Genomic DNA, 14,283 nt, shown 5'->3' on the forward strand with positions numbered 1-14,283 from the left:
AAGCTGTTTGGGGACCCTGTTTCTGCATTTATTTTTTCACACGCTTCACCAGTCCATACAGCTCCTTCCCTGAACTGTCCACTCGCTGGATCAAGCCAATATCTTTTGCATAGTATTCGATCATGGATTCTTTACTCCACGGGAAGTAACTTTCAATGACCAGCACATCACGATACTCTGTACCGCGAACTGTTTTCTTTCCGTTCGTAGAGGTAATCCACCCGTTACCGTAACTGACCGGCCCCACATCATCCTGCCCATGAATCTGTGTCACCACAAAAGGATGCGGGATATATTGATCGTAATGGGCCCAGTCATCGTATCCTTCCCCGTAGTACGAGGAATTCTGCACAAAGCCCAGTCGGGGAATGTCTTCATATTCCGTCTCATTGGTAATGCGCCAGTAGTCCAGGCCGTTCTCTTCTTTGCCCTCGTGATCGTGGCGGTATGTGCTGGAGCCGTCCGTGTAATAGTACGTATAACCGGCATCCGGCATAATATTCATCATCCTTGCTGTCATTGCGCAGGTCAGAAATGCGGCGAAATGCGCACGGGTAATCAGCCGATTTGGTTTGAATGTCCCGTCCGGATAGCCGGTGGCGACGTTATTGGTCGATATCCTCATAATATCTGTATGAAAGTCCGAATTTCTTCCTACGTCACTGTACGATGGCACATTATCCGCTTTATTCTGCACCTTCAAATGAAATGCCTTGCTCATCAGCCGTGCCATGAATGCACGGGAGATGCTGGATTCCGGTTTGAAATTAGCAGCCTTGGAAAACAATCCTGCCTTGTACGCTGCAGCGATTTCCTTGTAATAAGGATGGGTTTTCGGTACGTCCTTGTATCCGGGGTCCGCTAGATCCGTCATCGGCAACTCGAGCACTTTGACGAGCATTGCCGCGATATGCTTCTTTGCAATCGGCTCATTCGGCTTGAACTTGCCGTCCGGATACCCGCTGATGATGCCGAGATCCGCCAGGTAATTCACTTCCACGTACAGCGAAGAACTGTTCTTTTTCATATCTGTAAAACTTGCAGCTTCTGCATACTGCACCGTTCCGGTAACCGCCAGCAAAAAAATCGCACATGCCGCCATCCACTTTTTCAACAATCGATTCGCCCCCTTTATGTATTCATATTTTTGCTCACTCTATATTTATATGTTCATCATTAGTCACATATCACAAATTACCATTCAGTTGATTGCTATCTTCCATTTATGGATTCTCTTATATGATCCATACCCTTTATCCCGTCTGTGTAAAACAAGACACGAAACTCCTGAGAGTTCCGTGTCTTCTTCAGTCTGGACTGGTTCTAGCCCTGTTATTTTATGCACTTGATTCCTCTTGCGTTGTGTGAGGACTAGGCATCCTAGTTATCCTCCACCAACACTTCAAAAAAGGACCTGTGCGGGAAACATTCATGTTGGTTCCTCAGGCAAGCACCATTTTTCAAAACGTGCCGCCAGACAGTATCTCTACATAAATGAAGATTTTCTGCAGACTTGGCACTTCATACATTTACTTAAAATTTTCAGCTGGCCCTATTTCCATGGCGTATGCATCATATAAAAAGCTGTCTTCACTTTCATGGGCTGTCACACTGTATCGCACTTCTTCTCCATTTTCAAAAATGACCGTTGCAATATACTCTCCCGGCTGTTCCATCATAATATAGGTGAAATTGTATTCATTTCTTACAATCATTACATCATCAGAGATTTTCTCTCCGTCTTTCTTGGCGAGGGCTATATTTTTCACGGTTTTATATTTCGTATTGAGCGCTACCTCGTTCGGCAGGGAATCATCCGTTTTTTCTAACGTCATACGCAGTACGCCGGCCTCTTTTTTCACATGAACATAATATTTCTGATTCTTCCATTCACCTTTGGCTGTTCTTCCTCCAAGTACAATTCCACCTGTTCCTTCTTTGATCGGAAATAGTTGAACTTGATCTTGTATGCCATTTTTCCCTTTCACTTTTACCGCTCGAAATGCGCCAGAATTTACTTGATCAGCGACAAACGATTCGATGGTATCCCATTCTAAATCGCCTGCTTTCACCGTCACGGCATTCTTCATTACTGCCTGCTCCGCTGCCACAAGCATTTTTGAGGCTTGCCCTCTTGTTATCGATGCGTTCGGGCTGAATGTTGTAGGAGAGGTACCCGAAGTAATGCCAAGCTTGTAAATAACAAGGACGTCTTTTGTAATGCCAACTTCTCCTTTGAACGGATTTTTCAGCTCTACATCACGAGGTAATTTGAATGCTTTCACAAGAATCGCCGCCATATTTTTACGCTTAATCGGCTCATCCGGTTTAAAACTACCATCTGGATACCCGCCGATAATTCCTTCTTCCGCCATTCTCGCAATCGCCCTATTAAAACCATATGATTCGGGTACATCTGTGAATTTCTGTTCTATCCGATAGGATGTATCCAGACCAATCATCTTCGCAATAATCGCCGCAGCTTGTCCGCGCGTAATCGAGTTCCCCGGCTTAAACGTGCCGTCCGGATAACCTCCTATAATGTCACGTGCGGCTAGCTCATTCACCGCATTCGCAAAATGCTTTGACGGCGGCACATCAGAAAACACTTGCTTACCGGCTGCTGATCCTGATAACGGCAAACTGAATGCCAGTAAGAATACACCAACTACTGCAAATAACTTCTTCATTTCTTTCATCCTCTCTAAACATCTAAACTTTTAATCAGCGTATAGACGGAGGATTCCCGAAATAGTTTCAATCGTTTTAAAATAAAATTAAGAGAAGTGCACAAGAGTTTGAAACTAAAAACTATATGTTCCAATGATATTTTTTAATAATAAAGGTGTGCTTAAAACTTTCATGATTGTTTACACATTCACGTTTGTTTTTCACAAAGGTACCGATTTCCAATCCCGTCTACATAAAACAAGACACGAAACTTCTGTGAGTTCCGTGTCTTCTTCAGTCATGACCGGTTCTAGCCCTATTAAATTTATGCACTTGATTCCTCTTGCGTTGTGTGAGGACTAGGCATCCTAGTTATCCTCCACCAACACTTCGCTCCCGTCGCTCACTTTTACGATCCAAACTTTTTGGGCTTTATCATAGCGCACTTCATTAATCACGTTAAAGGAAAAGTATTCCTGTTTCTTCTGCTTGATCGCCAATGCCACGGCCTGCGATTCAGAAAGCACTGCGTCTGCCGGTTTATAATCAGGAAGGACTTCCACGAATTTCGCTGAACCCTGTGCAGGATATGATTCTTTCATTTCGCCTGAAACTTCTACTTTCACTCGCTGTCCTACTGTCAGGTCATTCGCTTCATCAAATGAATAATAAGCGGCTTCTTCTGTTCCTCCAGAAACGAAAATACCACCGTCCGACACGGCCATGATGTACCCGCCAACTTCTGCCGGTGTATCGGTTGTATCTTTTTGGGGGCGGATGATAGCGGACAAGCCTGCTTCTTCAACGGCGCTGCCTAGCTGCTCGAAGTGGAACGTATAGTCAGGAAACTGCTGCTCCAGTTCTTTTTGCTGCGCTGCTGTCAGGAAATCATGTCCGACTTCTACATCACCTGTCACCGTACTGACCGATAAAGAAAATGTACCTCGCTTTTGCTTCAGGTCCTGAAGCACTGCCGCCACTTCATCCTGAACTGCATGGAGATCTTCCCGTGTATATACACTGCGGAAGATATAAATCGGCGCAGCCAAAATTTCACCAGCATCCACTTTCTTCTGCAATAAATCAACGACTTTCTGCAATCGCTCGTCAGGTTTCTTCACGCCAATCCAGACACCTGACTGCGCGTCTCCATACGTCTGGTTTTCCAAGAAAAGAACTCCTTCTTTTTCAAACGCATCATGACTTCCGTACACTTCTTCCACCACTTCAATGGCAATCGGTCCTTCAATCGCTTGCATCGCGACGTCTTCTTCCAGCTCTTTAGATGGCTCGCCGAAGAATCCTCCCGTATAATCCGGACTCTCTATCTGCTCGCGAGCTATACGATCACGCGCCGGCGACTCTTCCGCAGTCTGCTTCAGTTCCGCAATAATTTCACGGCCGTCTACCGTTTTTATCGTTTGCCAGCCACCCTGTTGACTGGAAACACTAGGTTCCTTAGTGCCCGTTCCGCAACCACCGGCCAATAAAGCAGCGCCCAGTACGAATAGCCAGATTGTCTTTTTCATTTTTACGCCTCCTGTCTATGGTAGTTGACTGAGAATTATTGGAAAGGTTACAAACTAGGTTTGAAAATCAATGAAAAATGCCCTTTGTAATAAACATCCACCTTTGCTTCCACACACCACGTGTAATCAGTCCATTAAAATAAGTAAATCTACTCTTCTACATATTTTATAAATTTCAACATACATCGCCTGTCTATCATGTATAGTTTAAATGAATTCAATTATCTGCATACCTAATACAATATGAACTGGAGGCGACATACAGTGAGAAACATCATATTAACGACTGAGAGCGGTGCCGATTTGCCGGAGTTTTTAGCGAAAAGACATAATATACATGTAGTATCTATGCATGTAATCATGGATGGTCAGGATTATTTAGATGGTCATCTGCCCGTAACAGAAATATTTGATTTTTATGATCGCACAAAGAAGATACCTTCCACTGCCGCTACAAATACCCATGAATATCAGGAGTTTTTCAAAAAGATTAGAACCGAATTTCCTGATCATCCAATCGTTCATATTGGCTATACATCAAAGGCGTCTGTTTCGTTTCAAAATGCATTAACAGCCGTAAAAGACGCAGAGGATATTTATTTAATTGATGCATTAAATGTTACAGGCGGATTAACTGCGGTTATTATGTATGCGGTAGCGCTGCTGGAGGAAGAACCTGAAATGGATCCCATCAGTTTGCTGGAGAAAATCGAATCAATAGTTCCCAAAACGAAACTTGCCTTCGTTCCTGGCAGCTTAGATTTTTTACGGGCTGGCGGACGAGTCAGCAATATGGCGTATCTTGGCGGCGCATTGTTAAAAATCAAACCATGTATTGAATTAGTAGAAGGAAAGCTTGTTTCGACTAAAAAATACCGCGGGAAAATGAGTAAAGTTGCTGAAAATTTACTGCTAGATTATTTGCAGCAATATGATGTAGATCGACAACAAATTTATTTTATATACTCCATCGGACTTAGTGAAACTATCAAAGAACGGATCAATGAAATTGCATTGGAAAATGGATTTGAAAATTGTCTTTGGATGGAAGCAGGCGCCATGATCTCGACACATTCTGGTCCTGGAGGATTTGGGATTGCAGGGATAGAGGTTTAACGTTTAAAAGGTATTTAAATGGAGTGCCTGTGCGAGAAAATTTCATGAATGTTTGTTTCTTACACCTTAAAAAGAGTCTGTCCACATTAGCAGACAGACTCTTTTTGCACATATGGTATTTAACATCCTATATACAAGACTTACTCTTTAAACAGCAGCACCTTGCTGTTCGGGTACGTAGGGAACTGATTCATTGGAATCGTCCAATCCTGCTCCGGTACAGCAAATTCGTATTTATTCACTAAGTGGTCAGAAAAGACACGCAGGCTATGAAGAGTTATCCATTCCCCCGCACAGCGGTGCATTTCTCTGAACTTCCCGCCGCCTTGCGCAATCATTTCATATTCCTCTTCGTATGAAATGTCTTTTGCTCTCCCTGCGTATCGCCTGACATCAAATTGTTCAGGAGAAGCGATTGTACGCTCATCATGGTTGCTTCCGTAAATGTCCAATACTACCCAGCTATCTTTAGGAATCAGATACCCGTCAATTTCTACGTCACTCACAGCAATCGCCGGCAGCATTGGGAAAAATGGATAGTAACGGCGCATTTCTTGAATGAAAGAATCTTGTAAGCCATCAAAATCAGCTTTTAACTCTTCATAAATATCTCTTCTGGCAAATAACGCATGCCCCATTAATGCCACCCAAACGGTCAAAGCTACAGTTGGACGAATGATATTCAATAATTCGACTGCTGCTACTTCCACAGGTAATACTTCCCCGTCAAGGTCCGTCGCATTGGCAAAAGCATATAAAGCAAGATGTTCTTTCCCTGGCACTGGGTGCTTTCGTGCTTCTTTTATAAGATCTTGTGCCCATTTTTCGGACTCCTTGCGATCTGTTATTCCTTTTATATGGTCTACAGGGGATGTAACGGCACCACTAATCATAGAGATTTGATTTCTTGCAAGCTTATCTAACGTTTTTGAATCAAATGATTCCAAGTTGATGCCAGACCATTCAGAAATGGAAGTAAACAGTACCTTATTAGCGAGGTCAAACAACTCAAATTCTCCGTGTTGTTTCGTTAATTCCTTTGATAATTTCTCCGATAATATTTCATGGTACGCTTCCATTCTTTCCGGAGACATTAAATCCATGAAATAGTTCTTGCGATGATGGTGTTCTTCGCCATCTAAAGTCTGCACGCCGCCTTCACCGAATAACGTTTTTAAGACCGGCTTTGGCATGGCCCCAGCTCGTTTAAAGTTTTCCGGATTATAAAATTTACGGGACGCTTCTTCCCCATAAATAGCAGTGATTTCTTTAGTTAAGAAAGTAGCTTTAACAACCGGCGCATCCACTTCTTCACGAAGTTCTCCCAAAAGATTATATCCTTTATCAATCAGTTCCTTCACATCAGTTAATGTAACTTTTGTTTCAGGTATTTGTTTCATTATTTTTCACTCCTGTTTTTACGTATATACCTCATTTCGTACTTTTTGACTTAAAGCTCTATTACCTGATATGTAGTTTAGTAAACATGGCAAGGCACCAGGTCCGCACACAACTTAGTTGAAAATACCTGTGCGTGAAACTTTCATGAATGTTTACACATTCACGTTTATTTCTCACACAGGCACCTTATTTCAGTTCTCTTTATCTTTAAACCAGTCCCGTCCCCACTTTTCGATACTCTTCCAAAACTCTTTTTTCTTCTTGTCTTTCTCTTTTTTCTTCTCTTTCTTTTCTCTTTCTTCCTTTGTCTTTTTCTTCTGCTTCTTAAGCTCTTTTATTTCTTCATCAATTAACGATAAATCAAATTTCTTTGCAGATAATTCGCTGGCTGATTTTGAAACAACTTGCGCGAAAATGGGCGGTGCGGTAAAGCTGCTGGTAGTTGTTAAATAATGGTCGGCGTCTGTTTGATCATAGCCGAGCCAGACCGCACCAGCAATATCCGGTGTATAGCCAACGAACCAATGATCTTTTGAACCGTCCACTCCTTCAAACGGGAGCTGTGTGGTGCCCGTCTTCCCCGCCACTTCCATACCAGAAATTTGTGCTTTTGTCGCAGTACCTTCCGCTACAGCTCCTTGCAGCATATAGGTCATTTGCTGTGCAACTTCCGCATCTGTCACGTGTACAGACTCTCCCTGCCACTTTCCAAGCACATTTCCTTCCGAATCTTTGATTTCTGTAATCGCATGGGCTTCCTCCATCACTCCATCATTCGCAAAAGCGGAATACGCTTGAGCCATTCGTAAGGGAGAGGTTCCTTTATCCAGTCCTCCAAGCGCCAATCCAAGCGTACGGTCATTTTTTTCTAATGAAATTCCAAACCGTTTCGTTGCACTCACGCCGTCTTTGATGCCAATCTGATCCAACAGCCAGACGGGAGGGATATTATACGATTGGGCGAGCGCCTCGTACATGGTCACTTCCCCTCTATATTGCTGATCAAAGTTTTTCGGGGAGTATCCATCCATATCGATCGGTTCATCCACAAGCAAATCCGACATATGGTATCCTTTCTCAAGTGCCGGAGTATAGACGGCAATCGGCTTCAATGTAGATCCAGGCTGACGAATGAGGTCAGTCGCATTATTGAAGCGTTTCTGCGTATATTCCCCTCTTCCGCCGACTAACGCCAGAATCCCGCCTGTTTTAGGGTTCAAGAAAACAGAGGCGCTTTGTAAGAGTTGATCTGGCGTGCTCTTCGGAAAATATCTATCATCCGCATACACTTCTTCCAGCGCATTCTGGATCACTGGATTGATTTCTGTCGTAATATGCAACCCGCCGGACAACACTTCATCTCTCGTCAAACCGTACATATTCACCGCTTCATCCACTACACGGTCGATATAATACGGATATTTCTCTTCATAATCCGGCACTGTCGATTCGCCAAGTACCAGTTCCTCTCCAATCGCTTCATCGTATTCTTGCTGGCTAATATACTGTTCACGCAGCATCAATGACAACACCAGATTCCGTCGGTTCACCGACTTTTCCATATTCTCCGTTGGCGCTAAATACGAAGGAGCTTTAATAAGCCCTGCGATTGTCGCAGATTCGTTCAACGTCAACTCACTGACATCCTTCCCGAAATAAGTCTGCGCTGCACGCTGAACACCCCACGCACCGTCGCCAAAATAAATTTGGTTCAGGTAACGTTCCATGATCTCCTCTTTCGAATACACCCGTTCAATCTTCTTTGCGAGGATCAGTTCCTTGAATTTACGCGAGTACGTGCGCTCCTGCGTCAAAAATACATTTTTCGCAAGCTGCTGCGTAATCGTACTGCCTCCTGACACGATTTTGCCTTTGAACGCATTCTCGAGCAAGGCGCGCCCCATTCTAAAATAATTAATGCCGTGATGTTTGTAGAACCGTTGATCTTCCACGGCAATAACGGCTTCGACCAGCGCATTCGGAATCTGATCGATCAATACACCTTCAATAGTCGAATTCGAAACCTTACGGATGACTTCTCCATCCGGATCGTAAATAACCGTCGATCTCGGTGCGGGTTCTTCGAGTTTACTTACATCGCTGAATGTGATGAAAACATTCAGCATGAGCAGCACACAAAGGACTGCAAGCAGTACACCGATACATGCGAAACGGATGATCTTTTTCTTCAGGCTAATTTTCTTTTTTGGCATTTTTTTACGCTGTTGTTCTTTATATTCGGATCTTTTCATATTGGATTCACCTGCTTTATTGCTGCGGAGTTTTATTTGTTGAATATAGCATAGTATTGACGATGGGGGTGTTTGAAAGTTGCGGTTTTTGTCTTTTGGGGGATTTTGGTACGATAATAGGTGCCAGGTCCGCACACAACTCCAACACAGTTCAAAATTGTTTCTGAATTGTTTTGGGTACTCTATTCATTGCAGGGCTTTTCTTCCCTTTTAATGATTAAAGGTACCTGCGCATGAAATTTTCATGATTGTTTACACATTCATGTTTGTTTCGCGCACAGGTACCTTATTTTAATTTATTGAAGGAACGGCGCCATTAATACTTTTCCTGTTCCGCGGTAGACATTTACCAATCCTTCGCCTGAAGCCGCTGAACCCATAAGTGTTTTTCCAGAGCGTTCGACAGTAAATTCCAAACCGCCTGACCAAGCTATCGCCATATTCCCATCGACTTTCAACTCATCATTTTCTAACTCGATTTCGATAAGTTCCTCTCTCGCTACGGGAGATTCCAGTGCAATCGTTCCTTGCCCAGAAATCCCCAGATTGAAAAGGCCTTCCCCGCCAAGTGCAGCAGAAGAAAGATTTGAGCGCATCACGGCCTTATGTTTCAATCCTGAATCACAAGCTAAAAAAAGTCCATCTTCAATGACAAGTGACTGATGCCACTCGTCCACATCCAACAGTAAAATATGCTTGTACGTTGGTTCTAAAACAAGTGTACCCGTTCCCGTGTACTCAGGCTTGATGCTCGATTCTTTGGTCATTTTGCCTCTAATCGTCTTTCCGATAAAGTCTCCTACTCCCTTAAGCCCAGTCGTTGCTTTCACCTCTCCGGCCATCCATTGCATGGCCCCTGCCTGAATCGTAATGTTAGACTGACTGACATCGCAAACGAGCTGTCGTCTTCTTACATTCATTTCAGAAGCATAATATGCCGATTGAGCCGTAGCATGATTGATACTTAACTCTCTTTGAAACTCTACTACTTTAAAAGGGCCAAGCTCTTCCTTCACTTTTACATTCTCATTATCTTCAAAGTTTTTAATAGTAAACAGAATAATCGCCCGCTTTCTGATTTTCTAATTTGATTGAAAGGTAGTGGTAATTATAACACTATATTTTACTTAACTGATTTTTATAAAGAAAAGTCTGTACAGTATATAACTTCCACACGAAAATTGGTTTTGTTTACCTGTGCATCACAAAACCCGAGGACTACTCTGAATTATTTTTGAGTTGTGTGATGCACAGCGTTTGGCAGGCTATTTAAAGTTTACGAATCAGTCAGTTTACAATTTGGCTTAGTTGATTATTTCAAACCAAGCTTCAAAAGTAGGACTACCAATAGTACACGCGAAACTGCCATTTACAATTACTCCTTCTTTTTCTGAGGCATTGAAAAGTTCCCCTTCTTTAACGTCATATCCATTCGTTTTAAAGTCTTTTTTTGCTTTTACAATTATTAGTTCGTCATCTGGTATGAATATTTTAAACATATTTTTCCCTCCCAATTATTAATTAAGATTGCTTGCAGACCCGGCACCCATTATATTTATTTAATATTATCAGCCGGTCCTACTTCCATGGCCACTCCAGCATATAAAAAAGAATCTTCATTTTCAAAAACGCTCACACTGTAACGCGCTTCTTCCCCATTCTCAAAGCGGACGGTTGTAATATACTCACCTGGCTTTTCGATCGTAATATACGTAAAATTATATACAGTTTTTTCAATCTTTACGTTGTCGGAGATCGTCTCTCCATCTACTTCAGCAAGAGCTATATTTTTTACGGGTTTATATTTTGTATTGAGTGATACCTCAGCCGGAAGAGTATCATTCGTCTTTTCTACCGTCAAACGTAGTTCGCTGTTCTCTTTTTTTACATGAATATAATACTTTTGATACTTCATATTCAGTTCCGCATCTTTCCCCCAAATGACCACTCCACCTGTTCCTACTTTGACCGGAAATAATTGAACTTGACTTAGCCTGTCTTCTTTCCCTTTCACTTTTACTGCACGAAATACGCTCGGATTCACTTGATCATCGATAACCGCATCGATCGAATCCCATCCTAAATCGCCTGCTATTATCGTCACGGCATTTTTCAGCATGACTTGCTCCGTCGCTGCTAGCATTTTCGCGGCTTGCCCTCTCGTAATCGATGCGTTCGGACTAAATGTTGTAGGAGATGTGCCTGTAGTAATGCCGAGCTTGTAAATAATAAGTATGTCCTGTGTAATGCCAATTTCTCCTTTGAACGGGTTTTTTACTTCCCCATCACGTGGTAAATCAAATGCTTTCACAAGAATCGCAGCCATATTTTTACGCTTGATCGGCTCATTTGGCTTGAAACTGCCATCCGGATAGCCGCCAATAATTCCTTCCTCCGCCATTTTCACAATCGCTTTATAAAAACCGTGCGATGCCGGTACATCTATAAATTTCTTGCCTTTCACATCCGACGTACCCAGACCAATCATCTTCGCAATAATTGCAGCAGCTTGTCCCCGCGTAATCGAATTCCCCGGCTTGAACGTGCCGTCAGGATAGCCTCCTATAATATTACGTGCTGCCAGATCATTCACTGCCTCTGCAAAATGCTTCGTTGGCGGCACATCAGGAAATGACTGTTTGCTTGCGGCTATACCCGATAAAGGCAAGCTGCACGCAAGCAATAATGCACCAACTATCGTCAGTAATTTTTTCTTCATTTACTCTCATCCTCTCTAAATTGTAGAATCTATTCTGGTAATCAGCGTATAGACGCGAGAATGAAGAAATAGTTTCAAAAAATACCCAGATGAAAGCTACCTGTGCATGAAACTTTCATGATTGTTTCTTGCGCAGGTACTTTATTTTAGCGAATTGTGTGGGGACCTAGTACCTTCTTTATGCGTACCAGGTCAAAGAATACAATTCGCAATCTGTCTTAATTCTAAAAATGCATCTACCAAATGATTTATTAACTTCTGCGCATTATCTGCTTCATCAGCATGGGAGGAGATATTAATAGAAATCGTTTGATCCAATAAAATATAAGCGAGTCCAAATCCGCTTTCAACGACTGGGCCGAATATCCGATACTTCACATTGTCATAAGCCATACCACTTGTCGAAATAAAATCATGACGCAATGTCAAATAGCCAGTGTCGCTAAAGAGTGCTGGTCTATCCGTCATACCGATGTCTGCCCCGTGCAACTCATACATTTGCTCCAGGCCGTACATATGCCTTTCAACGCCGAATCCTTTACGGCATCTTATGATTCGATCTGTATGAGCCGCGCTCGCCTTTTGCATTAGGGCATACAACACTGCATTATTCTCTTCACCGTTTTCAATTGCTTTCACCAAGTTCAGCTTCTCCATACTGGTCGCTCTCGCACATTCTGTTCTTCCTTCATAAAATGCACGGACTGAAACGGGTTCATAAACGCTTCTACATACGCCAAACGTTCTGTACTGTGCAATTTGTAAGGCCATATGGAAAAAAGCGTCCGGACTAATATTCATGTTTTTGATTTCATCTGAACCAAAGCTGTTGAAGATTCTCGTTTTAATAGAAAACTCTTTTTTGACCCTCGCATGATTTTTTTCCAATCTCATTAACGACTTCTCAATCTCCGCAGATAATTCCCAATGTTGTTTTTCCATTCGAGTGGGTTCAGTCGTATATATTGTTTCAGACTCTTCACTTTCCAGACCTTCATTTACATAGCTGATGACAGCAAACATCGTCGTACCGTCCACCGAAGAATGCTCGATGCTATAACCCAGTTCACCTTTTTTAGTAAGGATTACCTGGATTGTTTTATCAAAGTATTTGTTCGTTCCATTTAACATTAAGTTCTCAATCGCTTCTTCGGAATTACTACTTTCTTCATCCATAGACATGACAATTAGCGAATCCGCTATCGTTTGTAGATGATCTGCATTCGCTTTAGATACGGTGAGTTGGTCATATATCTTCGCAGCTTCGTCTCTTTTTGCAGTTGTAAAAATTCCTACGTTGGCGCCTTCACTTTGGTCTTCTTGAAAGGTTCTTTCAATAGCATTTGCGATTTCACTACTACAATAAATTTCACCTTCACTATTTGTTACGTTCACTTTATAAACATTTCTTTTATATAAAATAATGACATGGTTATTTCTTTTCTCGAATGCCGCTAGTCTAAATTCATCTCTTTCTAATCTTGGAATGCGAATGGACTTAAAAAAATTCTTATATTGACTCATATCTAGGGGCACACCATTTTGTATGACTGGCGCTACTTCGCCATCAATTATTAAATGATATAATTCCGTGACTAAACGGATTACCCTTCCGGCAAGTTCCGCACGCGTATATCGATTTTCATGTTTTTTATTATCTAATAAAATATTGAAATGCATGCCCGTTGGCAAAGGTTCGCGGAAATTTAAATACATATCATCCCATAAAGGCTTTAGCCAACTACCTTTAATATTGACATTCAATTCGCATAATTTTTTTTGAAGTCTTTCTGCGTCTCCACCTGCTTTGAAGAATTGGTTAACAACCTTCGTAGTTTCTTCAAGTTGTTCATCATTTAAAAGAGGTTCAACCCATTCAAGAAGTTTCTCCTTTGTACTCGTGTAACCGAGCACTATAATTCATTCATAAAGATACGTTTCTTTTCAAATTCTTTCGGCATCCCCTCTATACTCTTCCGAGATAATGTGCTAAATTTTTTGCATATTAGATAGGAGGGGGTTTTTTTATGATTGTTTTGTATAATTTTGGAATTGGATTGAAAGAGTATGAAGAGCGGGGATTGCTCAATGAATTTCCCTTATTTACACATTGTCCTAACTGCCAATGTCATGCGCCTGGAAATCTACATCGCCACGGTTTTTATTGGCGTAATGGAGTCACAGAGAAGCACGTAGTGAGACGAATTCCGATCTGCCGTCTCAGGTGTCAACGGTGCAGGATGACCATCTCCGTCTTACCCGACTTCCTGATTCCCTATTTTCAATACACCCTGCGGGCAGTACTTTTGCGAGTAGTAGAAATTCTAGAAAAGAAGATAAAAAGTGAGGGTCGCCAACTACTCCGCTTTCATCTGAATCGATATCTTCGACAGGTCAAGTGGGTGCATAGCTATTTTGTCGAGCAAGGGGAAGTCCGGGGGCTTTCAAACGATAAAAGAAAAGAGGCCACAAAATACATGAAAAGGATCCTCGATTTTGGCGAATCCTCCTTCTTGCGAAGGAGCCAGGGTCACTTATCAAGATATTTTATGGCAAATTAATTCTACCACAAATTCGACGGAAATCTACATATTCT

General features: G+C 42.2%; 11 protein-coding genes. 2 read left to right on the forward strand and 9 right to left on the reverse strand.

Annotation, left to right across the window (positions count from 1 at the left end):
* Nucleotides 1-28: 28 nt before the first annotated feature.
* The 3 genes from SporoP37_RS04950 to SporoP37_RS04960 form a co-directional block, all read right to left on the reverse strand.
* A complete protein-coding gene (locus SporoP37_RS04950) occupies nt 29-1,117 on the reverse strand; it encodes an S-layer homology domain-containing protein (protein WP_085430403.1) in 1,089 nt (362 codons plus the stop codon).
* Nucleotides 1,118-1,529: 412 nt separating this feature from the next.
* Complete coding sequence (locus SporoP37_RS04955; RefSeq protein ID WP_158233610.1) at nt 1,530-2,690, reverse strand: S-layer homology domain-containing protein; 1,161 nt, start codon at nt 2,688-2,690, stop codon at nt 1,530-1,532.
* Between the two features lie 348 nt (nt 2,691-3,038).
* Nucleotides 3,039-4,199: a DUF3221 domain-containing protein gene (locus SporoP37_RS04960; RefSeq protein WP_085430405.1), complete on the reverse strand. Its 1,161-nt coding sequence runs from the start codon at nt 4,197-4,199 to the stop codon at nt 3,039-3,041.
* A 264-nt stretch (nt 4,200-4,463) separates the two neighbouring features.
* On the opposite strand from SporoP37_RS04960, the gene SporoP37_RS04965 reads away from it, so the two are divergent.
* Complete coding sequence (locus tag SporoP37_RS04965) at nt 4,464-5,315, forward strand: DegV family protein (RefSeq protein ID WP_085430406.1); 852 nt, start codon at nt 4,464-4,466, stop codon at nt 5,313-5,315.
* A 140-nt stretch (nt 5,316-5,455) separates the two neighbouring features.
* Here the strand turns inward: SporoP37_RS04965 and SporoP37_RS04970 are convergent, their stop codons facing one another.
* The 6 genes from SporoP37_RS04970 to SporoP37_RS04995 all read right to left on the reverse strand — a co-directional run bounded on the left by SporoP37_RS04970 (nt 5,456) and on the right by SporoP37_RS04995 (nt 13,601).
* Nucleotides 5,456-6,715, reverse strand: a complete 1,260-nt coding sequence (locus tag SporoP37_RS04970; protein WP_085430407.1) for a cytochrome P450 — start codon at nt 6,713-6,715, stop codon at nt 5,456-5,458.
* A 192-nt stretch (nt 6,716-6,907) separates the two neighbouring features.
* Nucleotides 6,908-8,968, reverse strand: a complete 2,061-nt coding sequence (locus SporoP37_RS04975) for a transglycosylase domain-containing protein (RefSeq protein WP_085430408.1) — start codon at nt 8,966-8,968, stop codon at nt 6,908-6,910.
* A gap of 296 nt (nt 8,969-9,264) precedes the next feature.
* The gene (locus tag SporoP37_RS04980; RefSeq protein ID WP_232329810.1) at nt 9,265-9,984 is read right to left on the reverse strand and encodes an AIM24 family protein; all 720 of its coding nucleotides are present in this window, start codon (nt 9,982-9,984) and stop codon (nt 9,265-9,267) included.
* 288 nt (nt 9,985-10,272) lie between these two features.
* On the reverse strand, nt 10,273-10,467 hold the full coding sequence (locus tag SporoP37_RS04985; protein WP_081242578.1) for a hypothetical protein: 195 nt from the start codon (nt 10,465-10,467) through the stop codon (nt 10,273-10,275).
* A gap of 56 nt (nt 10,468-10,523) precedes the next feature.
* Nucleotides 10,524-11,687 carry an S-layer homology domain-containing protein gene (locus tag SporoP37_RS04990; protein WP_085430410.1) on the reverse strand — a complete coding sequence of 388 codons (1,164 nt, stop codon included), beginning with the start codon at nt 11,685-11,687 and terminating at the stop codon, nt 10,524-10,526.
* A 192-nt stretch (nt 11,688-11,879) separates the two neighbouring features.
* Nucleotides 11,880-13,601, reverse strand: coding sequence for a choline/carnitine O-acyltransferase (locus SporoP37_RS04995; RefSeq protein WP_158233609.1), 1,722 nt, complete (start codon nt 13,599-13,601; stop codon nt 11,880-11,882).
* 113 nt (nt 13,602-13,714) lie between these two features.
* Here SporoP37_RS04995 and SporoP37_RS17735 point away from each other — a divergent pair, with 113 nt between their 5' ends.
* A complete protein-coding gene (locus SporoP37_RS17735) occupies nt 13,715-14,248 on the forward strand; it encodes a DUF6431 domain-containing protein (protein WP_085430167.1) in 534 nt (177 codons plus the stop codon).
* Nucleotides 14,249-14,283: the final 35 nt, after the last annotated feature.

Origin of the sequence: Sporosarcina sp. P37 (assembly GCF_002109365.1) — a bacterium.
Taxonomy (GTDB): domain Bacteria; phylum Bacillota; class Bacilli; order Bacillales_A; family Planococcaceae; genus Sporosarcina.

Bases quoted from the DNA above. Each gene is read 5' to 3' on its own strand.
- SporoP37_RS04955 (WP_158233610.1), bottom strand. From the start codon at position 2,690: ATGAAGAAGTTATTTGCAGTAGTTGGTGTATTCTTACTGGCATTCAGT.
- SporoP37_RS04960 (WP_085430405.1), bottom strand. From the start codon at position 4,199: ATGAAAAAGACAATCTGGCTATTCGTACTGGGCGCTGCTTTATTGGCC.
- SporoP37_RS04970 (WP_085430407.1), bottom strand. From the start codon at position 6,715: ATGAAACAAATACCTGAAACAAAAGTTACATTAACTGATGTGAAGGAA.
- SporoP37_RS04975 (WP_085430408.1), bottom strand. From the start codon at position 8,968: ATGAAAAGATCCGAATATAAAGAACAACAGCGTAAAAAAATGCCAAAA.
- SporoP37_RS04985 (WP_081242578.1), bottom strand. From the start codon at position 10,467: ATGTTTAAAATATTCATACCAGATGACGAACTAATAATTGTAAAAGCA.
- SporoP37_RS04990 (WP_085430410.1), bottom strand. From the start codon at position 11,687: ATGAAGAAAAAATTACTGACGATAGTTGGTGCATTATTGCTTGCGTGC.
- SporoP37_RS17735 (WP_085430167.1), top strand. From the start codon at position 13,715: ATGATTGTTTTGTATAATTTTGGAATTGGATTGAAAGAGTATGAAGAG.